Annotated in this window: 21 protein-coding genes and 1 tRNA gene; 16 read left to right on the top strand and 6 right to left on the bottom strand. The window is 61.6% G+C overall.

The features are described from left to right. Positions 1 to 3: 3 nt before the first annotated feature. From NA8A_RS16765 to NA8A_RS16750, 4 genes are read right to left on the bottom strand one after another with little or no spacing between them, the layout of a single operon-like run. Positions 4 to 681, bottom strand: coding sequence for a LutC/YkgG family protein (locus tag NA8A_RS16765; protein WP_009451549.1), 678 nt, complete (start codon positions 679 to 681; stop codon positions 4 to 6). Beyond that, positions 678 to 2,123, bottom strand: a complete 1,446-nt coding sequence (locus NA8A_RS16760) for a LutB/LldF family L-lactate oxidation iron-sulfur protein (protein WP_009451548.1) — start codon at positions 2,121 to 2,123, stop codon at positions 678 to 680. The genes NA8A_RS16765 and NA8A_RS16760 overlap by 4 nt, the downstream gene beginning before the upstream one ends. After that, entirely contained in the window at positions 2,123 to 2,902 is a 780-nt protein-coding gene (locus NA8A_RS16755) for a (Fe-S)-binding protein (RefSeq protein ID WP_009451547.1), read from the bottom strand. Before NA8A_RS16755 ends, NA8A_RS16760 begins: the two co-directional genes overlap by 1 nt. Positions 2,903 to 2,951: 49 nt before the next feature. Continuing rightward, a complete protein-coding gene (locus tag NA8A_RS16750) occupies positions 2,952 to 3,740 on the bottom strand; it encodes an FCD domain-containing protein (RefSeq protein WP_086006175.1) in 789 nt (262 codons plus the stop codon). Between the two features lie 190 nt (positions 3,741 to 3,930). On the opposite strand from NA8A_RS16750, the gene NA8A_RS16745 reads away from it, so the two are divergent. The 5 genes from NA8A_RS16745 (at position 3,931) to glcF (ending at position 10,096) form a co-directional block, all read left to right on the top strand. Continuing rightward, positions 3,931 to 5,283, top strand: a complete 1,353-nt coding sequence (locus NA8A_RS16745) for a DUF3422 family protein (protein ID WP_009451545.1) — start codon at positions 3,931 to 3,933, stop codon at positions 5,281 to 5,283. Positions 5,284 to 5,529: 246 nt separating this feature from the next. After that, positions 5,530 to 7,026 (top strand): FAD-linked oxidase C-terminal domain-containing protein, encoded by a 1,497-nt coding sequence (locus NA8A_RS16740; protein WP_009451544.1) that lies wholly within the window; start codon positions 5,530 to 5,532, stop codon positions 7,024 to 7,026. 10 nt (positions 7,027 to 7,036) lie between these two features. Beyond that, the gene (locus tag NA8A_RS16735; RefSeq protein ID WP_009451543.1) at positions 7,037 to 8,245 is read left to right on the top strand and encodes an FAD-binding protein; all 1,209 of its coding nucleotides are present in this window, start codon (positions 7,037 to 7,039) and stop codon (positions 8,243 to 8,245) included. 44 nt (positions 8,246 to 8,289) lie between these two features. Continuing rightward, positions 8,290 to 8,670, top strand: coding sequence for a DUF4870 family protein (locus tag NA8A_RS16730; RefSeq protein WP_040672898.1), 381 nt, complete (start codon positions 8,290 to 8,292; stop codon positions 8,668 to 8,670). A gap of 85 nt (positions 8,671 to 8,755) precedes the next feature. Continuing rightward, complete coding sequence (gene glcF, locus NA8A_RS16725; protein ID WP_009451541.1) at positions 8,756 to 10,096, top strand: glycolate oxidase subunit GlcF; 1,341 nt, start codon at positions 8,756 to 8,758, stop codon at positions 10,094 to 10,096. A 203-nt stretch (positions 10,097 to 10,299) separates the two neighbouring features. Here glcF and NA8A_RS16720 read toward each other — a convergent pair whose 3' ends face one another. Further along, positions 10,300 to 11,106 carry a L,D-transpeptidase gene (locus NA8A_RS16720; protein ID WP_009451540.1) on the bottom strand — a complete coding sequence of 269 codons (807 nt, stop codon included), beginning with the start codon at positions 11,104 to 11,106 and terminating at the stop codon, positions 10,300 to 10,302. Between the two features lie 262 nt (positions 11,107 to 11,368). Here NA8A_RS16720 and NA8A_RS16715 point away from each other — a divergent pair, with 262 nt between their 5' ends. The 3 genes from NA8A_RS16715 (at position 11,369) to groL (ending at position 14,246) form a co-directional block, all read left to right on the top strand. After that, positions 11,369 to 12,007, top strand: a complete 639-nt coding sequence (locus NA8A_RS16715) for a DNA-3-methyladenine glycosylase I (protein ID WP_009451539.1) — start codon at positions 11,369 to 11,371, stop codon at positions 12,005 to 12,007. Positions 12,008 to 12,250: 243 nt separating this feature from the next. Then, positions 12,251 to 12,547: a co-chaperone GroES gene (groES, locus tag NA8A_RS16710; RefSeq protein WP_009451538.1), complete on the top strand. Its 297-nt coding sequence runs from the start codon at positions 12,251 to 12,253 to the stop codon at positions 12,545 to 12,547. Between the two features lie 61 nt (positions 12,548 to 12,608). Further along, entirely contained in the window at positions 12,609 to 14,246 is a 1,638-nt protein-coding gene (gene groL / locus NA8A_RS16705) for a chaperonin GroEL (protein ID WP_009451537.1), read from the top strand. Positions 14,247 to 14,447: 201 nt separating this feature from the next. On the opposite strand, the gene NA8A_RS16700 is transcribed toward groL, so the two are convergent. Continuing rightward, the gene (locus NA8A_RS16700) at positions 14,448 to 15,545 is read right to left on the bottom strand and encodes a calcium:cation antiporter (protein ID WP_009451536.1); all 1,098 of its coding nucleotides are present in this window, start codon (positions 15,543 to 15,545) and stop codon (positions 14,448 to 14,450) included. Between the two features lie 330 nt (positions 15,546 to 15,875). On the opposite strand from NA8A_RS16700, the gene fumC reads away from it, so the two are divergent. The 8 genes from fumC (at position 15,876) to NA8A_RS16660 (ending at position 23,722) form a co-directional block, all read left to right on the top strand. Further along, complete coding sequence (gene fumC / locus NA8A_RS16695) at positions 15,876 to 17,267, top strand: class II fumarate hydratase (protein ID WP_009451535.1); 1,392 nt, start codon at positions 15,876 to 15,878, stop codon at positions 17,265 to 17,267. Positions 17,268 to 17,550: 283 nt separating this feature from the next. Then, complete coding sequence (locus tag NA8A_RS16690) at positions 17,551 to 17,934, top strand: DoxX family protein (RefSeq protein WP_009451534.1); 384 nt, start codon at positions 17,551 to 17,553, stop codon at positions 17,932 to 17,934. A gap of 225 nt (positions 17,935 to 18,159) precedes the next feature. Next, positions 18,160 to 18,921 (top strand): TVP38/TMEM64 family protein, encoded by a 762-nt coding sequence (locus NA8A_RS16685; RefSeq protein WP_009451533.1) that lies wholly within the window; start codon positions 18,160 to 18,162, stop codon positions 18,919 to 18,921. 28 nt (positions 18,922 to 18,949) lie between these two features. Then, a complete protein-coding gene (locus tag NA8A_RS16680; RefSeq protein ID WP_009451532.1) occupies positions 18,950 to 20,374 on the top strand; it encodes a dihydrolipoyl dehydrogenase family protein in 1,425 nt (474 codons plus the stop codon). Between the two features lie 47 nt (positions 20,375 to 20,421). After that, positions 20,422 to 21,873 (top strand): sensor histidine kinase, encoded by a 1,452-nt coding sequence (locus NA8A_RS16675; protein WP_009451531.1) that lies wholly within the window; start codon positions 20,422 to 20,424, stop codon positions 21,871 to 21,873. Between the two features lie 163 nt (positions 21,874 to 22,036). Continuing rightward, positions 22,037 to 22,113, top strand: a tRNA-Arg gene (locus NA8A_RS16670). Between the two features lie 278 nt (positions 22,114 to 22,391). Continuing rightward, positions 22,392 to 23,354 (top strand): ArdC family protein, encoded by a 963-nt coding sequence (locus tag NA8A_RS16665; protein ID WP_009451528.1) that lies wholly within the window; start codon positions 22,392 to 22,394, stop codon positions 23,352 to 23,354. After that, positions 23,351 to 23,722 carry a DUF2958 domain-containing protein gene (locus NA8A_RS16660; protein WP_009451527.1) on the top strand — a complete coding sequence of 124 codons (372 nt, stop codon included), beginning with the start codon at positions 23,351 to 23,353 and terminating at the stop codon, positions 23,720 to 23,722. The genes NA8A_RS16665 and NA8A_RS16660 overlap by 4 nt, the downstream gene beginning before the upstream one ends. The last annotated feature ends 41 nt before the right edge of the window (positions 23,723 to 23,763 follow it).

Genomic DNA, 23,763 nt, shown 5'->3' with positions numbered 1-23,763 from the left:
CCATCACTCGCCGACGACAATGATATGGAGGGATCGCGGCCCATGCGCACCAAGCAGCATCGTCTGTTCGATATCGCCGGAGCGCGACGGGCCGGTGATGAGGTTGAGGATGCGCGGCATCGCCCCCTTGCCGAATTTCTCGCGCATGCGCGCAATCACCGTTTCGAGATCGCCGGCAATGTCGGCAGCCTCCACGACGATGATATGGTTCTCCGGCACGAAATTGACCGTCGTCGGATTTTCCTTCCCCGACAGCATGGCGATGGTGCCCGTTTCGGCAACACCCGCGAAGGCATGGCTGACGCCAACCTCGTCCTCGCGGTCGGCCGGCCCGTGCTTCACCTCAAGCGATCTTTGCGATGCCCAGTTCATGCCGGCAAGGCGCTCGTCCTCGCCCATGCGAACGGAAGGGGCGAGATTTCGCGAACGCAGGTAACGGGTGACGGCAAGCGGCACATCGCCAGAGGCACCCACTCTCTCCACAGTGGCCGTCACCGCTTCCGCCATGGAGCAGAACAGTGCCGCACGCTCCTTCGCCCCGAGTTGACCGCGGGCGGGCACCAGACCGCGCGGAGCACCGGCAAGGCGCTGTTCCACCGCGGCGCGGCGAGCACTGTCGCTCTCTCCTGCCGCACCCAGCGCCCCGCGCAGCTTTCCCAGTATCGCGTTGCGACCGCTCATCGGTCACCCCCTTCCCGGCCATGAGGCGCTCCACTGCGCGCCTGCCATTGCTGCATGAAGGTGCGCGATTGAGGTGCTGGCAAATCACGGTAACGCGTCCACCCGCCTGCCAGGGGCAGCGACCGGAACCAGCCGCGCCGGCCCGCGAGGCCAGACAATGTGGGAATGGCGAGGGATGTGGCGAGGCGGTAAAGGCGCGGCCTGCGAGCGAAGAAGGCCCAGAAACCCAGCCCGTAGCGCTGCGTTGCGGGATTGAGGCCCCTCTCGAATTCGCGCTCTCGCCAATGGCGCATCATGCGCGGCAGGGGAATCTGCATAGGACAGACGGATTCGCAACGACCGCAGAAGGTCGACGCGTTGGGCAGGTGCCCCGATTTGTCGACGCCGACGAGAGAGGGCGTCAGAACAGCCCCCATCGGGCCGGGGTAGACCCAGCCATAAGCATGGCCGCCAACGGCATGATAGACGGGGCAATGGTTCATGCAGGCGCCGCAGCGAATGCAGCGCAACATCTCGTGGAACTCCGTTCCGAGCATGGAGGAGCGGCCATTGTCGAGCAGGATGACGTGATATTCCTCGGGCCCGTCGGGATCGCCCGGCCGGCGCGGACCGGTGGAAAGCGTCGTGTAGACGCTCATATCCTGCCCCGTGGCTGAACGTGCCAGAACGCGCAGGATCTGGCTTGCGTCTTCCAGCGTTGGCACGATCTTCTCGATGGATGCCACAACGACGTGAATGCGCGGCAGCGTCTGGGTCAGGTCGCCATTGCCTTCATTGGTGACGATGATGGAGCTGCCCGTCTCCGCAATGAGCATGTTGGCGCCGGTGATGCCGACATCGGCCGTGAAATATTGCGGCCGCAGGATCTCACGCGCCTCGCCCAGAAGGGATTCGGGCTGCGACAGGTCGCGCTCTTCCGGCAGTTGCGTGTGCACACGGCGAAAATCCTCTTCCACCTGCTCCTTGTTGAGGTGGAGGGCCGGACCGATGATGTGGCTGGGGTGTTCGCCACGCAACTGGATTATGTATTCGCCGAGATCGGTCTCGACGGGGCGTATGCCTTCCTTTTCGAGGAAATCGTTCAGCGCGATTTCCTCGGTGATCATGGATTTTCCCTTGGTGACGGTACGCGCGCCGGCGGCCCGGCAGATGGCCAGAACCGCCTGACGGGCATCCTCAGCCGTTTCAGCCCAATGCACGTGACCGCCCGACGCCTTCACCTTCTCCTCGTAAGCCTCGAGGTAAAGGTCCAGATGGGCGAGCGTGTGATCCTTGATGGCGCGGGCCGAGGAGCGCAGGTCCTCGAACTCGGGAAGAGCCTCGACCGATTTTTTACGCTTGCTGATAAAGCCGGTCTTCGCCTTGCCCATGGCGCGCTGCAACTGCTCGTTGGCGAGTGCGTTGCGCGCCTTCTCCTTGAACTGCGGAGACTGAATCTCCATCAGCGTCCTCCTCCTCCGATTGCCGGCGTGTCATCCTCCATGCCGGCAAGAACCTCCGCCACGTGACGGACCTTGATGGGACTTCCCTGCCGGTGCAGCTTTCCCGCCATATTCATCAGGCAGCCGAGATCTCCCGCCAGAAGGGTCTGCGCCCCGGTCGCCTCGATACAGGCGGTCTTCTCCTCAACAATCTTGTTGGAGATGTCGGGGTATTTGACGCAGAAGGTGCCGCCGAAACCGCAACACACATCCGCATTCTCCATCTCGCGGATTTCCACGCCTTCGATGGAATTCAGGAGTTTCCTGGGCTGCTCGCGAATACCGAGTTCACGCAGGCCCGAGCAGGAATCGTGATAGGTCACGCTGCCGCCCTTGCCGGCAGCCGCAACCGACGTTGCCCCAAGAACATCGACGAGAAAGCTGACGAGTTCATGGACCTTTGCCGAAAAGGCCTCGGCGCGCTTTTCGTAAGAAGTGCCCTTCAAAAGCGAGGGATAATGCTTCTTCAGCATACCCGCGCAGGAACCCGACGGCGCCACGACGTAGTCGAACTCCTCGAAAGCCTCGATCGTCTGGCGTGCGATGGCGGCGGCATCCTCCCGGTCGCCCGAATTATAAGCCGGCTGTCCGCAACAGGTCTGTGCCATCGGCACCTCGACCGTACAGCCCGCCTCTTCCAGAAGCCTGACGGAAGCAAAGCCGACGCTCGGGCGAAACAGGTCTACCAGACAGGTTACAAACAGGCCGATGCGCGGTTTCTTGATCGTATCTTCGTTCAAGGTTTCTTCTTTCACTTGGCTAGTGTGGTCACGCGGTTTCGACGCGTCCTCATGGCTCCGCCATCTCCGCGCCGCCGCGCTGGTTCAACCGCAACCGCGAAACGCGCTGCCAGTCGCCGGAACGTTCGGCATGGAAGGTGGCTTTCTCGACGAAATCCATATGTGCCGTCGCAGCCTTGCGCGCCGCATCGGGATCGCGCGCCACGATGGCGTCGTATATGGCGCGGTGCTGGGTCAAAAGGGTGTTACGCGCATCAGGCATTTCATAGATGCGGGTGCGGTTCAGAAAGACCCCGTCCGACAGGAGACGGTAGCAGGCACGCAGCGTGTGCAAGAGAACAATGTTGTGCGCGCACTCCACAATGGCGTTGTGGAACTCCACATCGCAAGCCGCCTCGGTCTCGAAATCCTCCTGCGCATGGGCAGCGTCCATGCGCTCCATGATCGCCTTGAGGAGAACCAGGTCTTCAGACGTCGCGCGCCGCGCCGCATAATCGGCAGCTATGGCCTCTATCTCACGACGGTATTCCAGATAATCGGCAGTCGCCTTGCGGTGGGAAGAGATCAGTTCCGCAACGGGCGGCGAAAAGACCTGGCCGATCACATCGGCAATGCAGGTGCCTCCGCCGTGGCGGGTAACGATCAGCCCGCCGGCCTCCAGCGTCTTCAGCGCATCACGCAAAATGGGCCGCGAGACGTCGAGCTGGCGCGCAAGATCGCGCTCGCCGGGAAGTCGGTCACCGGCCCGCAACACGCCTTCCAGAATAAGCGTCTCGATCTGCCGGACGACACCGTCGGCAGTACGGGCATGCTCAATTCTCGAAAAGACAGTTTCCACCAAGGGCCGCCCGCTTTCGTCCATGCGCATCAATTCGGCACGGAGCCAGGATAACGCCGCCAGGCAAAACTGGTCAATTTCTTTGTCCAAAAAGGAATTGCTTTGCCGGATGGAATCCACGCATTGCGCAGACGTACTTCCAGATAGCATACTTGCAAGCAGGCTTTCCTGATGCAGACGGCAAGGCACGATGGGCCAAAATATCGCCAGACAGATTTCCGGCACTTCAAGAATACGGCAGGCAGATGATGAAGGGGAGGAAAGGCTGGTGACCGGAAGCGTGCTGGGCTTCCCCTCGCATGAGGGGCGGGCGGGCGCTCTTGGTGAAGTTCATGCCAGGCCGCATCCTCTTCTGGAGGCACCGCGCCTCATCATCCAACTCTCCTTCATGACCGAAGGCGGATCGGCCGTCGACAATGCCGTGCTGGCGGATCTTTCGCGCCGCCTCGGCGTTGCACCGCCCGACGCCCATGCCCGCCATCACGCGATGAAATGGGGCAAGGGCACGCTGCGCTGGGAACGCCATACGGAGTTTTCCAGCTACCAATGGGACTGTCCCCTTTCGCCGCGCACCGGAAAGCCGATGGAGGAATCGCCCTTCGGCAACGGCTTCAACCCGCCGGGAACGGCAATCTCGGGAACGCGAGTGGAAATCCGCCGCTGGTCGCCGGCCACGGAGAAACTGATCGAGAGCTTCGACCCGGCGAGCCTCGGCTACTCGCTCGTCGAAGGCGGGCGCGCCGCCGTCGCCACGGACTTTCGCCAGGACGGAGACGGGCTGACCCGCATCCTGATTCTTGAAAAAGACCTTTCGCCCGCACGCATCGGGGCACTCTCCCAACGCCTGATCGACATCGAGGCCTATCGAACGCTCGCCATGCTCGGCCTGCCGCTGGCGCAATCGCTTTCGCCGCGCCTGCGACGCATGGAGGACGGGCTGGCGCTTCTCACCGCGCAGATGCGCCAGCGCGACAAGCATGACAGCCATGAACTCCTGTCGCAGCTGACGGAACTCGCCGCCGATCTGGAAGCCGATGCCGCCGCCAGCCTTTATCGCTTCGGGGCGAGCCGTGCCTATCACGGCATCGTCGAGGAGCGGCTCGACACGCTGAACGAAACACCCGTGCCGGGCTATGAAACCTGGGCGGCGTTCCTGCAAAGGCGCGTGGCACCCGCCATGCGCACCTGCCGCTCGGTGGAAGAACGGCAGGCCAATCTTTCACGCAAGCTCACGCGGGCCGCTAATCTGCTGCGCAGCTGGGTCGACGTGGAGGTGGAGCGCCAGAACCGCGACCTGCTCGCCTCGATGAACCGCCGCGCCAAGCTGCAATTGCGCCTCCAGCAAACGGTCGAGGGCCTGTCGGTCGCCGCCATTTCCTATTACGTCGTGGGCCTCATCGGCTATCTCGCCAAAGGAGCAAAGCCGCTGTTGCCGGGCATCTCGGCAGAGACCGTCACGGCTGCTGCGGTGCCCGTGGCCGTGCTCGGCATATGGCTGCTGGTGCGTCGCATCAGGCAACATCATGCCCGCGAGGACGACTAGACCAGAAGCCGGGGGCCACATGGCGGCTGCATGATTGCAGAACGTGAGGGGGCACGTGCCTCCTTCGTGCGATTCAATCTGCTTACTTTGCCCCGCGCGGACGGGCACCGCCAGAACCCCGACGCAACGAGCGCTTGAATCCGGACGCACCTCCCGAGGCGGATTGACGCAGGGGCAGTTTGCGCGCAGCATTTACAGCAGCCAGATCATACTGGTAAGAAGTTTGGACCAGTGGAGGAGAACTGCATGTCCGGTCCAGCAATGCCGAAAGCGAATGCCGAGACCCTGCGCAATCGTGCCGACATCGTCGCGGATATGCGCATCATCGTGCCGGGCGAGGGCGTGGTGGACACGGCAAACGAAATGCGCGCCTTTGAAAGCGACGGGCTGACGGCCTATCGCCAGATGCCGCTGGTGGTGGTTTTGCCGGAAACCACGGCGCAGGTTTCGCGCATCCTCAAATATTGCCACGAGCGTAATATCCGCGTCGTGCCGCGCGGCTCGGGCACCTCGCTTTCGGGCGGGGCCTTGCCGCTTGAAGACGCGGTGCTTCTTGTGATGAGCCGCTTCAACCGCATTCTCGACATCGACTTCGCCAACCGAGCCGTGGTGGCGCAACCAGGTGTCACCAATCTCGGCATCACGCATGCGGTGGAGCATGAGGGCTTTTATTATGCGCCCGACCCCTCCTCGCAGATCGCGTGCTCCATTGGTGGCAATGTGGCGGAGAATTCAGGCGGCGTGCACTGCCTCAAATACGGGCTGACCGCAAACAATGTGCTTGGCATCGAAATGGTGCTGATAAATGGCGACGTCGTTCGGCTGGGCGGCAAGCATCTGGATGCGGAGGGCTACGACCTGCTTGGCCTTATGACGGGTTCGGAAGGGCTGCTTGGCGTCGTGACCGAAGTGACGGTGCGCATCCTGCAGAAACCGGAGACCGCGCGGGCGCTTTTGATCGGCTTCCCCTCGAGCGAAGAGGCCGGCCTGTGCGTGGCCGAAATCATCGGCGCAGGGATTATTCCCGGCGGCATGGAAATGATGGACGGGCCGGCAATCCGCGCGGCAGAAGATTTTGTCCATGCAGGCTATCCACTGGATGTGGAAGCGCTGCTGATCGTCGAACTCGACGGCCCGCAGGCAGAAGTCGACCATCTGATTGAGCGGGTCGAGACAATCGCCAAGCGCAACGGCGCCACGACGAGCCGGGCTTCGACATCGGACGAGGAACGCGCCGTGTTCTGGGCCGGGCGCAAGGCGGCCTTTCCGGCGGCCGGGCGTATTTCGCCCGACTATTACTGCATGGACGGCACCATTCCGCGAAAGGCCCTGCCCCGCGTACTTGCGGGCATGCGGGCGCTCTCGGAAAAATACGGACTGCGCGTCGCCAATGTCTTCCATGCAGGCGATGGCAATCTGCATCCGCTCATTCTTTACGATGCGAACAAGCCCGGCGAACTGGAGAATGCCGAGGCCTTCGGCGCAGACATATTGCGGCTTTGCGTCGAAGTGGGCGGCGTTTTGACCGGAGAGCATGGGGTCGGCGTCGAAAAGCGCGACCTGATGCCGGAAATGTTCACCGAGGCTGATCTGAACCAGCAGATTCGCGTCAAATGCGCCTTCGACCCGAACCATCTTCTCAATCCGGGCAAGGTTTTTCCGCAATTGCACCGCTGCGCCGAACTCGGCCGCATGCACATCCATCGCGGACAGGTGCCATTCCCCGATCTGGAGCGGTTTTGAGGCCAGACGCATGACAGATTTCACTCCGTCCAACGCTGAAGAAGTGCTCGAAATCGTCCAGTGGACGGTCGGCGAGGAAGAACCGATCGAGATTGTCGGGCATGGCTCCAAGCGCAGCATCGGCCACGCCGTACAAGCCGCGCACACGCTCGATCTTTCCAGGCTTGCCGGCATAACGCTCTATGAGCCCGAGGAACTGGTGCTTTCGGCCCGAGCCGGCACGCCGCTTGCCGAAATCGAGGCGGAACTTGCCCGCAACCGGCAGGAATTCGCCTTCGAACCCATGGATTACGCGCCGCTTCTGGGACGGGAGGCAGGCCGCGGCACGATCGGCGGGCTGCTTTCGGCCAATCTCGCAGGCCCGCGCCGTATCAAGTCGGGTGCGGCGCGCGACCACGTGCTTGGCGTGCATGCGGTTTCAGGGCGTGGCGAAGGCTTCAAGTCCGGCGGACGCGTGGTGAAGAACGTCACGGGTTACGATCTTTCGAAAGGCCTTGCGGGGGCCTGGGGCACACTGGCCGTCACGACTGACGTGACTTTCAAGGTCCTGCCGGCGGCCGAAACGGAAACGACGCTTTGCATTTCAGGCCTCGACGATGCCGAAGCGGCCGCAGCCATGGCAATGGCGATGGGGTCCAGCGCGGAGGTGTCGGCAGCGGCCCATCTGCCCGAGGGCGTGGTGGGGCGTTTCCTCGAGGGTGGATTGCAAAACGGCGCGCAGACGGTGTTGCGGGTGGAGGGCTTCGGCCCCTCCGTCGATTATCGCATCGACCTCCTGTTTCACCTTCTCAAATCCTACGGCGCCGTCTCCACAATCGACGTCGATCAGTCGCGCTTGCTCTGGCGGGAAATCCGCGATTGCAAGCCTTTCGCCGATGGAACGACTGCGCCCGTATGGCGCGTTTCCGTTGCACCCTCGCAAGGGCATCTGCTGGTGGACGCCTTCAGAAGGGCTGCGGGCGCGAATACCTTTTACGATTGGCAAGGCGGACTGGTCTGGATGCGCATGGAGGCCGATCCCGAAGCCGAGGTTCTGCGCAAGCTCATTGCCCATTTCGGCGGCGGTCACGCGACGCTGGTGCGCGCACCGGAAACGGTGAAGGCGGGAACTCCAGTTTTCGAGCCGCAGCCCCCTGCCCTCGCAGCCCTTTCAGCCCGGCTGAAAGAGCAGTTCGACCCCAAGAACCTCCTCAATCCCGGCCGCATGGCTTTCACCTGATGCCGTGCTAGATTGCCGCACGGTCAAACCAGGAGAGGGAAATCATGAGCAGTATGGAACCGCAACCGGGCGAACCCCGCAAGACAGACGGATGGCTGGATCCCGGCCAGACCAATGTGCAGGTCATCTACATTCTCTATCTCGTCGGCTTCGTGATCGGTATCACGGCGCTGGTCGGCATCGTGCTTGCCTATATGAATCGCGGCAAGGTCGGCGGCTGGCTGGAAACCCACTACACCTGGGCCATCCGCACCTTCTGGATCGGCCTTCTCTACGGCTTCGTCTCAGCCGTGCTCGTTTTCGCAATCATCGGCATCCCGATGCTGTTTGCAGTGGCGGTGTGGATGGTGATCCGTTGTGTTATCGGCCTGCAAACGGCTGGCCGCGGCGAGCCCATCAAGAATCCGCAGAGCTGGCTCATCTGAAGCATTCCGCGCCGGCCGAAAAAGGCCGGCGCACCACATCGCAGGCCAGGGAATAGGGAATGCCCTGCCCGCAGGAGGAACGACCGTGCAGACCAGTTTCACACCACAGCAGCTTTCCGATCCGCATATTGCGGCATCCGAGGCAATCCTGCGCAAATGCGTCCACTGCGGTTTCTGCACGGCCACCTGCCCGACCTACGTCACGCTTGGCAATGAACTCGACAGTCCGCGCGGGCGCATCTATCTCATCAAGGACATGCTGGAGAACGGACGGCCTGCCGACAAGGAGATCGTGACCCATGTCGACCGCTGCCTCTCCTGCCTTGCCTGCATGACCACATGCCCCTCGGGCGTGCACTACATGCACCTTGTCGACCACGCGCGCGCGCATATTGAAAAGACCTATCGCCGGCCCGTTCTCGACCGCGCGCTGCGCGCCATGCTGGCAAAGATCCTGCCCTATCCCGCACGGTTCCGCGCAGCCTTGAGGCTTGCCGCGATCGGGCGCCCCTTCGCGCCGCTGATGCGCCGCGTACCCGGACTTAAGCCCGTGTCGGCGATGCTGGAACTTGCCCCGCGCACGGTTCCGCCGGCCGACAACACCTCTGGCCCGGTCGCGCCTTCGGGAGAACGGCGTGGACGCGTGGCACTTCTGACGGGTTGTGCTCAATCGGTGCTCGACCCTGGAATCAATGCCGCCACCGCAAGGCTTCTCTCAAGGCTCGGGATCGAAGTCGTGCGCAACCCCGCAGGCGAAGGCTGTTGCGGTGCGCTGGTGCATCATATGGGACGGGAAGACGAGGCGCTCGACGCTGCCCGGCGTAATGTGGATGCCTGGACGCGGGAGATCGATCAAGGCGGCCTCGACGCCATCATCATCACCACATCGGGCTGCGGCACGACGGTGAAGGATTATGGCCACATGCTGCGGCTCGACCCCGATTATGCCGAAAAAGCCGCAAGGATTGCAGCTCTGGCCAAGGACGTGACCGAATATCTCGTCACGCTCGACCTGCCGGTTCCGGCCATCGAACCCGGCATCGCGGTTGCCTATCATTCTGCCTGCTCCATGCAGCATGGGCAGAAGGTAACGCGCCAGCCGCGCGAGCTTCTCGGGAAGGCTGGCTTCATCGTGCGCGAACCGCGCGAGGGACATCTGTGCTGCGGTTCGGCGGGCACCTACAATATTCTGCAGCCCGAGATTTCGGCAAAGCTGCGCGACCGCAAGGTGAAGAACATCGAGGCGACCGAGGCGGCCATCGTCGCCACGGGCAATATCGGCTGCATGACGCAGATCGGTTCCGCCACCGCAGTTCCGATCGTACACACGGTGGAGCTTCTCGACTGGGCTTTCGGCGGCCCGCGTCCACGGCGCATTCCCGAGACGCTCAGCATTAAACCGGCAACCATGGTGGCTGCCGAATAAGGATTGCCGTTTTTGAGCGGCATGGCCTGCCCTGGCTGTGCAAGACCAAACCCTGCAACGGTCGCAAGGGATGAAACGAAAAGAGCGGCGCTCCCCCAAGCGCCGCTCTTCTCCTGATACCCGGCGTCCCCCGCCGGGCATCCCCCGTCATCAGCTTTCAGTCGCAATTCGCCCTGCCTTTCAACGCAAGGCGACGCGCGTCATCACATCACCACGACCTTGGTGCCCACACCGACGCGATTGTACAGATCCATCACATCCTCATTGCGCATGCGGATGCAGCCGGATGAAACGGCACGACCGATGGTCCAAGGCGCATTGGTTCCGTGAATGCGATAAAGCGTCGATCCCAGATAGAGCGCACGCGCGCCCAGCGGATTGGCCGGGCCGCCCTTCATGTGGGCGGGCAGCACGCGCCCCTTGGCCTTTTCGCGGGCAATCATCTCCGCCGGCGGGCGCCAATCCGGCCATTCGCGCTTCTGCGTGATCTTTTCAGTACCGTTCCAGCCGAAGCCTTCCTTGCCGACGCCGACGCCATAACGACGGGCCTTGCCGTCCTTCATGACGAGAAACAGGAAACGCTGCTGCGTATCGACAATGACCGTTCCCGCTCCGTGCTTACCGCTATAATCGACAACCTGCGGAAGCCATTTGGGATCGCTCATGTTCCAGGAACGATCACTTGGCATGGCGCCGTAAGCGGCCGGCTGAACCTGAGCCTGCCCCGGTTGAACGGTCACCGTGCGGCGCGCATGCGGCGTATAATCCTGCTGGACACGGGGATAGGATGTGGTGCGGCGCGCGTCCTGATATGCACGGTATTGCTGCGCCTGCTGGCGGCGTTCCTGCTGCACTCGAACGGGCGCGGAACGCAGTTGCATGACCCAGGGAGCAGAAAGGTCGGGGCTGACGAGAACCGGCGGCGGCTCGACGTAGCGGTCCTGGGCATAGGCCCCCCAGGATAATACCAGTCCGGCCGCCAGGCCGGCTGCATACAGCATCGACTTCATGAGATCTGGCTCTCTCTCGTTAGGTTACCTCAAATTCCAATCCGAGCACTCATCCTGAAACGGGTGGCACGGGCAAAACAGGTCTACTAGCCCTGCTTCTGTCAGGAGGCTGCCCGAGAGCTCCAACTGAATGGTGAATCGAGATCGATAAAATGCAATCTTTCCTGAAAACCATTTGGCGTGGTTACCGCCCGGTTCAAAAACCTGGTGAAAATATTGCTAAACTGGCCTGATTGCCCATTAACCAAGGAGTTGCGGAAGAATGAGCGAGGAAAAGACGGGATTGATCGAGGGCGCCGACGGCCGGACGCGGTGCTTCTGGCCGGGCGAACTGCCAGACTATCTCGCCTATCATGACAATGAGTGGGGCCGCCCCGTGGACAGTGACCACAGGCTTTTCGAGAAGCTGTGTCTCGAGGGTTTCCAGTCGGGTCTTTCCTGGCTCACCATCCTGCGCAAGCGGGAGAATTTCCGCGAGGCATTCGAGGGGTTCGACTTCGAGCGCGTCGCACGCTTCACCGAAAACGATGTCGAGCGCCTTCTGGGCAATGCCGGCATCATCCGCCACGGCGGCAAAATCCGGTCGACCATCAACAATGCACAGCGCGCCATAGAGATGTGCGAGAAGGAAGGCTCCCTCGCCCGATATTTCTGGCGGCAGGAACCACAGCCGCATGAGCGCCCCGAAGTGCTGACCTATGCGGCTCTCACGGCCAATCCGAAGACAGAGATTTCAACGCGGATATCCAAGGATCTGAAGAAGCGGGGCTGGTCCTTCGTCGGCCCGACCACTGTCTATGCCTTCATGCAGGCGATGGGGCTCGTCAACGACCATATCGAAGGCTGTTCCTGCCGGGCGGAAGTGGAAAAAGCACGCAAGGCCTTCAAGCGGCCCGGCTGATCGCCTATAAGGCGGCAGGATGGTTTCAGGGCTTGCGACCAGCATGTCCGGTCCCGGCGGATGACGGTATTTCGCGCATTGTGAAAAAATTGCGCTGCCAGCCTTGCCTGAAAACTTGACTCGAACTGGGCCCACCACTATCTCAAAGCCGAATTAGCACTCACCAAAGGAGAGTGCTAATGGCGTCCGGCGTCGCCGGACGGAGGAAAAGCCTAATTCATCATCCGTACAAGGGTTCAGAAAATGGCCAACACGAACTTTCGCCCGCTCCATGACCGCGTGGTCGTACGCCGGGTCGAGTCCGAAGAAAAGACGGCAGGCGGCATCATCATCCCCGACACCGCAAAGGAAAAGCCGCAGGAAGGCGAAGTGATCGCCGTTGGTTCCGGCGCTCGCGACGAAGCTGGAAAGCTCGTCCCGCTGGACGTCAAGGCTGGCGACCGCGTGCTGTTCGGCAAGTGGTCGGGCACCGAAGTGAAGCTCAATGGCGAGGATCTCCTGATCATGAAGGAATCCGACATCATGGGCATCATCGGCTGATCCAGGCCACCACATCAAAACGGTAACAGAGTTTCTCCAGAAGCTCAGGAGCTAGAGAAATATGGCTGCAAAAGAAGTAAAGTTCGCCCGCGACGCGCGTGAGCGCATGCTCAGGGGCGTCAACATCCTTGCCGACGCCGTAAAGGTGACCCTTGGTCCGAAAGGCCGCAACGTCGTCATCGACAAGTCCTTCGGTGCCCCGCGCATCACGAAGGACGGCGTGACCGTCGCCAAGGAAATCGAGCTCGAAGACAAGTTCGAGAACATGGGCGCCCAGATGGTGCGCGAAGTTGCCTCCAAGACCAACGATATCGCTGGTGACGGCACCACGACCGCGACCGTCCTCGCCCAGGCAATCGTTCAGGAAGGCGCCAAGGCCGTTGCCGCCGGCATGAACCCGATGGACCTGAAGCGTGGTATCGACAAGGCTGTTGCCGACGTCGTGGAATACCTCACCAAGGCCACCAAGAAGATCAACACCTCCGAGGAAGTTGCTCAGGTCGGTACGATCTCCGCCAATGGCGAAGCCGAAATCGGCAAGATGATCGCCGAGGCGATGCAGAAGGTCGGCAACGAGGGTGTCATCACCGTCGAGGAAGCCAAGACCGCCGAGACCGAGCTCGAAGTGGTCGAGGGCATGCAGTTCGACCGCGGCTACCTCTCCCCCTACTTCGTCACCAACCCCGAGAAGATGGTTGCCGATCTCGAGGATGCCTACATCCTGCTCCACGAGAAGAAGCTCTCCAACCTCCAGGCCATGCTGCCGGTGCTCGAGGCTGTCGTTCAGTCCTCCAAGCCGCTCATCATCATCGCCGAAGACGTCGAGGGCGAGGCTCTGGCCACGCTCGTCGTCAACAAGCTGCGCGGTGGCCTGAAGATCGCTGCCGTCAAGGCTCCGGGCTTCGGCGACCGCCGCAAGGCCATGCTCGAGGACATCGCGATCCTCACCGGCGGCCAGGTCATCTCCGAAGACCTCGGCATCAAGCTTGAGAACGTCACGCTCGACATGCTCGGCCGCGCGAAGAAGGTTGCGATCTCCAAGGAGACCACAACCATCGTCGACGGTGCTGGTCAGAAGTCCGAGATCGAAGGTCGCGTTGCCCAGATCAAGCAGCAGATCGAGGAGACCACCTCCGATTATGATCGCGAGAAGCTGCAGGAGCGCCTTGCCAAGCTCGCCGGTGGCGTTGCCGTGATCCGCGTCGGCGGCTCGACCGAGGTCGAGGTGAAGGAGCGCAAGGATCGCGTCGATGACGCGCTTAACGCGACCCGCGCCGCTGTCGAAGAAGGCATCGTTCCGGGTGGCGGCACGGCTCTGCTGCGCGCCTCGCAGGCGATCAGCGCGAAGGGCGACAATGCCGATCAGGACGCCGGTGTGAACATCGTTCGCCGCGCCGTCCAGGCCCCGGCTCGTCAGATCTCGACCAACGCCGGTGCGGAAGCTTCCATCGTGGTCGGCAAGATCCTCGATGACAGCGCCGTGACCTTTGGCTACAACGCCCAGACCGGCGAATATGGCGACATGATTGCCATGGGCATCGTCGACCCGATGAAGGTCGTGCGTACCGCCCTTCAGGACGCCGCTTCGGTTGCAGGCCTGCTCATCACCACCGAGGCGATGGTTGCAGAACTGCCGAAGAAGGACGCTCCGGCAATGCCGGCAGGCGGCATGGACGGCATGGGCGGCATGGGCTTCTAAGCCACCGCACAGAATCAGTCAGGAAAGGGCGTTCCGCAAGGGGCGCCCTTTTTTCGTGTCTGTTTCTTTCAGGGAAGCAGCCTTTTAGAGTGGTTCATCATTTCATTGAAACGCTGAACCACTCCACTCTTTGGTGCCCGCATTTATGCAGACGTCAGGGAATGCCACCTGACTGCAACATGCTCTAAGAAAAGAGCGACCTCAGGGTGCCGCAGCCAGCAATACAAAGCAGGCAAACACAACAAGATGCACCGCGCCCTGCATGATGGTCGTGCGCCCCGTAGCCAATGTCAGCGTGCCGACGAAAAAGGACAGGACGAGAAGAACCGTGTGCTCGGGTTCAAGCCCAAGCGTGATCGACTGGTCCAGGAACAGCGAGGCGATGGCCACAGTCGGTATCGACAGCCCGACGCTTGCCAGCGCGGAACCAGCCGCAATGTTGAGGCTGGTCTGCAAGCGGTTGGCGGAGGCGGCGCGAAATGCGGTCATGCCTTCAGGCAACAGGACAACCGCTGCAATAATAAGCCCCACAAAGGCCTCCGCCAGGCCAAGGCCGATCACGCCCCGCTCGATCGCCGGAGCAAGCGCTTCCGCCAACAAGACGACCATCGTCAGGGCCAGAACAAGGAACAGGGCCGCGACGCCCGCCTGCGCATTCGAAGGGACCGAATGCTCCTCGGCCTCGCACTCGAATGAGAGGTCGATGAAATCACGGCGATGCCGAACCGTCTGAACGAACAGGAAAAGGCCGTAGAGAACCAGCGAAACGACCGTCACGAAACCAAGCTGAACGGTGGAGTAAAACGGCCCGGCAACGGCCAGTGTGAAGTTCGGCAGGATCAGGGTCAGAGTCGCCAGCGTGCCCAGCACGCTGAAGGCGGCAACCGCACCCTGGCTCTGGAACGACTGCTCACGGTGGCGTAGCCCTCCCGAAAGCAGGCAAAGCCCGATTATGCCGTTCAAAACCATCATCACCGTCGCGAAGACCGTGTCGCGGGCAATTGTGGGATCGCCTTCTGAGGGGGACATCATCATGGATATGATGAGCGAGGCCTCGATCACCGTCACGGCCATGGCCAAAACGATGGAGCCATATGGCTGACCGACGCGCAAAGAGATGATCTCAGCGAAATGAACCGAGGAAAACACGCTTGCTATCAACAATATGCAGGCGGGCAAGACAAACAGCATGCTGTCCTCCCCGACGAGATGAAAATTGGCGGCCAATATGAGAAAAATTGCAATGGCGGGTGGCGCCACCGTGCCCCAGGTCGGTGACAACTGAAACGGCTTGGACAAAAGAGCCTCCCACAAACTATTCTATTCAATAATAAATTTCGTTGCGCCACGAAGCATATGGCTATCTTCCCTGATAGTTTATTGGTGCAAGAATTGGCAATGAACTGTTTTGCTCCTGCTCTGTTTTTCCGAATGGCGGGCAAGGATGATCGGTTTTTCCGGCTGTGAGCATTGAGAGACATATACGGATGCGGCCAAGCTGCGCCTTGTTACCCATTGCCAAACGGCCTCACGCGCGCCATTAAACGGCGGCATTTCTCAGGCGGGTCTGCCGGAATGAACCCACGTTCCGCCCCGCCCGTGCAAGACCTGAAAACGGAGCGTTATCGCATGTCCAAGACCCGTACCGAATCCGATACTTTTGGCCCGATCGAGGTGCCTGCCGACCGCTACTGGGGCGCGCAGACGCAGCGCTCCCTCACCAACTTCAAGATCGGTACGGAAAAAATGCCTGTGCCGCTGGTGCGCGCGCTCGGCATCGTCAAGCAGGCCGCCGCCGAAGTGAACCTCAAACTCGGCAAGCTGGACCCGAAAGTGGGCGATGCCATCATCGCAGCAGCCAAGGAAGTGGTCGAAGGCAAGTTCGACAACGAATTCCCACTCGCCGTCTGGCAGACGGGCTCGGGAACGCAGTCGAACATGAATGCCAATGAAGTGATCTCGAACCGCGCCATCGAGGCGCTCGGCGGCGAGATGGGCTCCAAGAAGCCCGTTCACCCCAACGATCACGTCAATATGGGGCAGTCCTCCAACGACACGTTCCCAACCGCCATGCACATTGCTGTGGGGCGCGAGGCGGCTGCCGAGCTTCTGCCCGCGCTCGCGCATCTGACCAAGGCACTCGACGACAAGGCCAAGGCCTTCGAGACCATCGTGAAGATCGGCCGCACCCACACGCAGGATGCAACGCCGCTGACCCTCGGGCAGGAATTTTCCGGCTATGTCGCAGCTCTTCAGCTTGGCGCCAAGCGCATCGAGGACAGCCTCCACGATGTGCATGCGCTGGCCCAGGGCGGTACCGCCGTTGGCACGGGCCTCAACGCGCCGATCGGCTTCGACAAGGATTTCGCTGCCCGCGTTGCGGCGATCACCGGCCTGCCCTTCCGCACGGCCGACAACAAGTTCGAGGCATTGGCCAGCCACGGCGCGCTCAACGCCTTCCACGGAACGCTGAATGCGCTCGCCGCCGATCTCTTCAAGATCGCCAATGATATTCGTTTCCTCGGTTCGGGTCCGCGATCGGGCCTCGGCGAACTCAGCCTGCCGGAAAACGAGCCGGGTTCCTCGATCATGCCGGGCAAGGTGAACCCGACCCAGGCCGAGGCGCTGACCATGGTCGCCACCCAGGTGATGGGCAACCAGACCACCGTGAGCGTTGCAGCAAGCCAGGGCCATTTCGAGCTCAACGTGTTCAAGCCGGTCATCGCCAACGCCGTTCTTCAGTCGGTGCGCATTCTCTCCGACGCCATGCGTTCCTTCGCCGACAATTGCGTGACGGGGATCGTGGCCAACGAGAAGCAGATCGCTGAGCTGATGCAGCGCTCGCTGATGCTGGTAACGGCGCTGGCGCCGGCAATCGGCTATGACAATGCAGCCGCAATCGCCAAATCCGCCCACAAGCATGGTACCACTCTGCGCGAGGAAGCACTCAAGAGCGGCCTCGTTTCGGAAGAGGATTACGACCGTCTCGTGCGTCCGGAAAAGATGATTTCACCGGCATAAGGCAAGCCCGCCTGCCAACGTCAGGAACTTTCATCTGGCAGCAGAAATTCCAAACCGCCGGGCACGACCTGTCCGGCGGTTTTTTCATGCAGCAAGCACGACACGACAAAGCCTTAATGACTGCAACAAAATGCGTGACCCGCGCCCAGCACCCCGTAAAGCGATAGCCAAGGCAAGGGATGATTGTTACCCATTCAGACGACACACTGTAAATGCCGGTGCGGTTTTTCTTAACAGTGAGCGCCTGTATATGGGCTCCACCTTCCAACACGGGATCTGCGCAATGTCACAAAACGCTCTTGTACTTATCGGTCGCATCCTGATCGCGATCATCTTCCTCGTCGCCGGCTATGGAAAGCTGACGGCAATCGGCGGCACAGCCGGTTATTTCGGCAGCATGGGCCTGCCGGTTCCGACTGTTACAGCTATCGTCATCGGTGCGCTCGAATTCTTCGGCGGGCTCGCCATTCTCGTCGGTTTCCAGACCCGCATCGCGGCTCTGCTTCTGGCTCTCTTCTGTGTGGCTTCCGCACTGGTGGCGCATTTCGATTTCGCCGACCAGATGCAGAGCATCAACTTCATGAAGAACCTTGCGATGGCCGGCGGCCTTTTGGTTCTCGCAGCTTTCGGTCCGGGCGCCCTTTCCGTCGACCGGCGCAAGGGCTGACCTTCCGCCACGAAAAACGACCTCACGGACAGGCCCGCCTTCGAGCGGGCCTTTCTGTTTTTCGCCGACTTCCAGCTCCTTCACGCTTCGGTGAAGCGAGCCCGCCAGCCGCTCAATTGGCGGTGATGACAGGCCGAATCCATTGCAGAAGCCGGCTCCAGAGCGCATGTAGGCAGGTGCGGGCTCGGTAGTCCGCTTTCCACGAAGGAACCGGCAACAGCGATTATGGCAGCCTCGCAGACAACCGACACAAAGACGCGGCAATACGCAAAACAAAGATTCCTGCGGCGTTTTCTGCCTGTTGCGATTATCGCTGCAGGCTTGGGTGCCGGCTATGCGCTCGGCCTGCATCGCTATTTGTCGCTCGATTTCCTTGCCGAGAGCCGCGGCTTCCTACGCGATTATGTGAGCGGCCATCCGGTTCTCTCCTCCGCCGGCTTCATTGCGCTTTATGCGCTGGCCGTGGCCTTCTCCTTTCCAGCGGCTTCCGTACTGACCCTTTTTGCGGGCTTTCTTTTCGGCTGGCTCCTCGGCGGAGTTCTGGTGGCAGTGGCGGCGACCATCGGCGCATCGGCCCTTTTTCTCGTCGCGCGCGGCGCATTGAAGGGCATTCTTTCCGAAAAGCTCGGCACACGCGTTGCGCGCATGGCAAAAGGTTTCGAGGACGATGCCTTCGGCTATCTGCTCGTCTTACGACTTGCGCCCATTTTTCCTTTCTGGCTCGTCAACATTGCCCCCGCCTTCTTTGACGTACGCCTCAAGACCTATGCAATGGCGACCTTTCTCGGCATCTTGCCGGGCACTTTTGCCTATGCTTATCTCGGCTACGGGCTCGACAGCGTCTTAACCGCGGCGACCGAAGCGGGACGGGAAATCCGCCTTGCCGACCTTGTAACGCCGCAGCTGACCCTCGCCTTTGCCGCCCTGGCCGTGGTCGCCGCCATCCCGCTCCTGATCAGGAAGTTGCGTCGCAATTCCCCGAGTTGAACCCAAGCAGAAGCGAAAGACAGGAAACATGACCACGCTGAAACCCGACATCTGCGTTATCGGAGGGGGCTCCGGTGGTTTGACTGTGGCCGCCGCCGCAGCCGCTTTCGGCGTTCCCGTGGTGCTCGTGGAGAAAGGCCTGATGGGCGGCGACTGCCTGAATTATGGCTGCGTGCCCTCCAAGGCCCTGATTGCCGCCGGCAAGCAGGCGCATCTGATGGGCGCGGGCGCGCCCCTCGGGATCGCTCCGGTGGAAGCCGAAGTCAGTTTTTCGCGAGTGATGCAGCATGTGCGAGACACGATTGCGGCCATAGAGCCCAATGATTCCGTCGAGCGCTTCACCAGCCTCGGCGTGACCGTGATAAAGGCCGAAGCCCGGTTCAAGGATCCGCGAACCGTGATGGCGGGTGACACCGAAATCAAGGCGCGACGCTTCGTTGTCGCAACCGGATCCTCACCCTTCATTCCACCGATTCCCGGGCTCGACAGCGTACCCTTTCTCACCAATGAAACGATCTTCGAACAACGGCGCAGGCCGAACCATCTTCTGATCCTGGGCGGAGGCCCCATCGGCATCGAGCTTGCCCAAGCGCACCGGCGGCTCGGCTCGAAAGTGACCGTGATCGAAGCTCAGAAGGCCCTCGGACGCGAAGACCCGGAACTTGCCTCGCTGGCGATCGAGAAAATACGCGCCGAAGGCATTTCCATCCTCGAAGGCAGCAAGGTGAACCGGGTGGAAAGGGGCACCCGCTCAGGCGTGCGCCTGCATGTGGAAAACGAGGCCGGCATGGAGATCATCGACGGTTCGCATCTGCTCGTGGCAGCGGGGCGCGCCGTCAATGTCGCGAATCTCGGGCTTGAAGCGGCGGGCATTCGCTACACGCCGAAGGGCATCGTCGTTTCAGACAAGCTGCGCAGCAGCAACAGGCGCGTCTATGCCATAGGCGATGTGGCAGGCGGGCTGCAATTCACCCATGTTGCCAACTATCATGCAGGCCTTGTCATCCGCGCCATGCTCTTTCGTCTTCCGGCGCGGGAAAACCGGGACATCATCCCCCGTGTCACCTTCACGGATCCGGAACTCTCGCATGTCGGCCTTACCGAAGAGGAAGCCCGCAAAAAGCACCGGCGTCTTTCCATCCTTCGGTGGCCTTATGCGGAAAACGACCGGGCGCAGGCAGAAGGCAGGACAGCCGGCCTGATCAAGCTCGTGACCGACCGAAAAGGGCGCATCCTCGGTGCCTCGATCTTTGGGGCGGGTGCCGGCGAGATGATCCATTTCTGGGCGCTCGCCATCACCCGCAAGCTCACTGTGCGCGACATCGCCTCCTATGTGGCGCCCTACCCTACGCTTGGCGAGATTGGCAAACGCGCCTCGATCACGTATTTCACGGAAACCACACGCAAACCCTTCGTGCGTGCGCTGGTGCGTTTTCTGCGCCGTTTCGGCTGATTTGCCGAAGACGTCAGCGACGAAGCGGACGCGAAAGACGCATGGCAATGGAACACAGAGAGACGCGCGACACGCAGGAGGAGCAAGGCGTAACGGGTTCCGTGCCGCTGACACGCGGTCTGTCGACCAAGCTTCTGTTTCTCACCGTGCTTTTCGTGATGATCGCGGAAGTGCTGATCTTCATTCCGTCGGTCGCCAATTTCGGCCTGCAATGGATGACGCAGCGCCTCGGCAATGCCGCCGCGGTCAGCGTTCTGTTGATGGCTGGCGACCACCAGGCCCTTTCCCCGCCCGTGCGCGACGAGATCCTGATGGCGACCGGGGTCAAGGCTATCGCTGTACGCGATGAAGACGTTTCCCGCATCCTCGTGATCACCGACATGCCGCCCGTGGTGGACGTGCATGTCGACCTCGACACGATTTCACCGGTGGAAGCGATCCGCCAGACCTTCAGCACGCTGTTTTTCGGCGGCGACAGGGTCATGCGCATTTTCGGCGCGGTGGGAGACAGCGGCAAGGTGTTCGAAATCCTGATCCCCGATAGCGGATTGCGCGAAGCGATGCTGATCTATGCGCGCAATGTCGCTCTTTTGTCGCTCATCATCTCGCTGTTTACGGCGATGCTTGTCTTCTACGCGATCAACCGCATCATGATCCGGCCGATCCGCGACATGACACGGTCGATGCTGGCCTTCGCCGGGGCGCCGAACGACCCACGCCGGGTGATCGTGCCCGAACCGCGCGGCGATGAGATCGGCGTTGCCGAGCGCGAGCTCGCACGCATGCAATCCGCTCTCCAGAAAACGCTCGGCGAACAACAGCGTCTGGCCGATCTCGGCCTTGCCGTATCGAAGATCAATCACGACATGCGCAACATGCTTGCTTCCGCGCAACTCATGTCCGATCGGCTCACACAGATCGAGGACCCGGCTGTGAAGACGCTGACGCCGCGCCTACTCAGAACACTCGATCGTGCCGTCACTTATTCCGAGGGCGTGCTGACCTATGGCCGCACGCAGGAAGCGCCGCCGAACCGGAGACGCCTGCATCTGCACCAACTCGTGGAGGAGGTGCGCAGCGTGCTGCCGCTGGATGGCGGCAGTATCGAATTCATCAACGCGGTGGATGCCGACCTGGAAGTAAATGCGGACGCCGAACAGCTCTTCCGCGCACTCGCCAATCTTTGCCGCAACGCCGCCCAGGCCATGGCGGCCGATGAGGAAACGGGGGTGATCCACCGGTTGACGGTGGATGCAGCAACCGATGGAGACGGCACGCGGATCACGGTAACCGATACCGGCCCCGGGCTGCCGCAGAAAGCGCGCGAAAATCTGTTCGCGCCCTTTCGGGGTTCCGCCAAGAGCGGAGGCACAGGCCTCGGCCTGGCGATTGCACGCGAACTCGTACGCGCTCATGGGGGCGAGCTGGAACTCCTCGAAAGCCATGGCGGGCACACGGTATTTTCCATCACCCTGCCTGAGACAAAGGCGGGCCACTGACGCCGGGACGCGACGGCGACCTTGCATTGCAAGGGGTTGGAGGCGTGTGGAAAAGATATCTCGAAAATTCCCTTTTGGGCGCTTGCATTTATCCGCATCAGTCGTTAGGTAACCGCGGTCGGCAGTTACTGACTGCCGCTTCGATTGCCCTGTGGCAATCAACGCGCCCGTAGCTCAGCTGGATAGAGCACCAGACTACGAATCTGGGGGTCAGAGGTTCGAATCCTTTCGGGCGCGCCAATTATTTCAAAGACTTAGCAAAATCACACCGTTTCAAAATGCCGGCTTGAAACGGTTTTTGAAACGGTTTTGGCAAATCGGATAGCGTAGCGTGACGTAGCGATTTGCAGCGAAGTCAGGGCGGGAGGGTATCACGACAACCTTCATAGCGGCCAACCGATAGCGATTATGTCCCTTACCCAAGTCAATCACCGATAGAGTTGAGAGTGCGGACGGGTTTGCCGTGACGGGTTGAAGGCTGGGAGAGAGGCTTCCGGCGCCCGTCGCGGAGAATCGCAATGTCCAGACATGATCGCGGCGTTCGCACCGGCTCGGATCGGGCGAACCTTTATGACGAGATCACCACCAAAATCATCGCCGAACTGGAGGCCGGTCGCGTGCCGTGGGTGCAGCCCTGGGGTACGTCGGCGGCCAAGGCACCGCTCGGCCTGCCAAAAAACGCCACGACCTCCCGCACCTACAGCGGCATCAACGTGCTCATCCTTTGGGGCGCCGTCATTGAGCACGGCTTTCCCTGCCAGGGCTGGCTCACATTTCGCCAGGCCCTCTCGCTTGGGGGCAATGTCCGCAAAGGCGAGCGCGGCACCACAGTCGTCTATGCCGACCGCTTCACCCCGGAAGACGAGAAGCGTCGTGCCCGCGAGACTGGCGACGAGGCCCATGCCATCCCGTTTCTGAAGCGGTACACGGTATTCAACGTGGCGCAGTGCGACGGGCTGCCCGACGACATCGCGACGGTCGCACCGCCGCCACCGCCCGGCCTGATCGAGCCGAGGGTCGAGGCGCTGATAAGGGCGACGGGCGTCGACTTCCGCATCGGCGGCAACCGGGCCTTCTACGTCCCGTCCCAGGACTATGTGATGGTCCCGCCGCCGCAGGCGTATTTCGAGCCGATCAACTGGCACCGCACGGCGCTGCACGAGTTAGGTCACGCCAGTGGCCATCACAGCCGGCTGAACCGTGACTTGTCCGGCTCGTTCGGGACCAGGCTCTATTCGGTCGAAGAAATCACAGCCGAACTGATCGCGGCGTACAGTTGCGCTGCCCTCGGTATTGTGCCGACCGTGCGTCACGCGATTTATATCGGGGCGTGGCTTGAAGCGCTTCGCGAAGATTCGCGCGCCATCGTGCGTGCCGCCTCGCAGGCGAGCAAGGCGGCCGACTGGCTGCTGTCCTTCCTGCCGAACGACGAGCAGCTGCCAGCCGCGCCCGAGACCGCCATCGATAGGAGGGCGGCATGATCCTCCTGACGGACGAGCTGCGCGCGCAGCTTCTCGCCAATGGCCGCCAGCGCGACACAGATCATGTGCCGGTCGTCAAATTCTTCAACCCGCTTGGCGCTGGCGTCTGGCTGGCGACCGAACTCGATGCCGACGGCGACATCCTCTTTGGTCTGGCCGATCTCGGCGAGCCGGAGCTTGGCTATTTCTCGCTCGAGGAGATGGCCTCGGTGAGCCTGCCTTTCGGACTTGGTATCGAGCGCGACATTCTCTTTTCCGGCGACTTTCCGATCTCGGTCTGGGCTGAGGCCGCACGGGAAGCCGGCAGCATCCGCCGCGCCGAGCGGATCATCTATGCCGCGGCGCGTGCCCGACGGGAGGGCACCTGATGCACTTTCGCCGCAGGCATAGACCCAGCCCACCTGACGAC

Source organism: Nitratireductor indicus C115 (assembly GCF_000300515.1).
In the GTDB taxonomy this organism is placed as follows: domain Bacteria; phylum Pseudomonadota; class Alphaproteobacteria; order Rhizobiales; family Rhizobiaceae; genus Nitratireductor; species Nitratireductor indicus.
This window is presented reverse-complemented; position numbering and strand designations above follow the sequence as displayed.

Coding starts and splice junctions, on each gene's coding strand:
- NA8A_RS16765 (WP_009451549.1), bottom strand. CDS start 681: ATGAGCGGTCGCAACGCGATACTGGGAAAGCTGCGCGGGGCGCTGGGT.
- NA8A_RS16760 (WP_009451548.1), bottom strand. CDS start 2,123: ATGGAGATTCAGTCTCCGCAGTTCAAGGAGAAGGCGCGCAACGCACTC.
- NA8A_RS16745 (WP_009451545.1), top strand. CDS start 3,931: ATGGGCCAAAATATCGCCAGACAGATTTCCGGCACTTCAAGAATACGG.
- NA8A_RS16740 (WP_009451544.1), top strand. CDS start 5,530: ATGTCCGGTCCAGCAATGCCGAAAGCGAATGCCGAGACCCTGCGCAAT.
- NA8A_RS16735 (WP_009451543.1), top strand. CDS start 7,037: ATGACAGATTTCACTCCGTCCAACGCTGAAGAAGTGCTCGAAATCGTC.
- NA8A_RS16730 (WP_040672898.1), top strand. CDS start 8,290: ATGAGCAGTATGGAACCGCAACCGGGCGAACCCCGCAAGACAGACGGA.
- NA8A_RS16720 (WP_009451540.1), bottom strand. CDS start 11,106: ATGAAGTCGATGCTGTATGCAGCCGGCCTGGCGGCCGGACTGGTATTA.
- NA8A_RS16715 (WP_009451539.1), top strand. CDS start 11,369: ATGAGCGAGGAAAAGACGGGATTGATCGAGGGCGCCGACGGCCGGACG.
- groES (WP_009451538.1), top strand. CDS start 12,251: ATGGCCAACACGAACTTTCGCCCGCTCCATGACCGCGTGGTCGTACGC.
- groL (WP_009451537.1), top strand. CDS start 12,609: ATGGCTGCAAAAGAAGTAAAGTTCGCCCGCGACGCGCGTGAGCGCATG.
- fumC (WP_009451535.1), top strand. CDS start 15,876: ATGTCCAAGACCCGTACCGAATCCGATACTTTTGGCCCGATCGAGGTG.
- NA8A_RS16690 (WP_009451534.1), top strand. CDS start 17,551: ATGTCACAAAACGCTCTTGTACTTATCGGTCGCATCCTGATCGCGATC.
- NA8A_RS16685 (WP_009451533.1), top strand. CDS start 18,160: ATGGCAGCCTCGCAGACAACCGACACAAAGACGCGGCAATACGCAAAA.
- NA8A_RS16680 (WP_009451532.1), top strand. CDS start 18,950: ATGACCACGCTGAAACCCGACATCTGCGTTATCGGAGGGGGCTCCGGT.
- NA8A_RS16675 (WP_009451531.1), top strand. CDS start 20,422: ATGGAACACAGAGAGACGCGCGACACGCAGGAGGAGCAAGGCGTAACG.
- NA8A_RS16665 (WP_009451528.1), top strand. CDS start 22,392: ATGTCCAGACATGATCGCGGCGTTCGCACCGGCTCGGATCGGGCGAAC.
- NA8A_RS16660 (WP_009451527.1), top strand. CDS start 23,351: ATGATCCTCCTGACGGACGAGCTGCGCGCGCAGCTTCTCGCCAATGGC.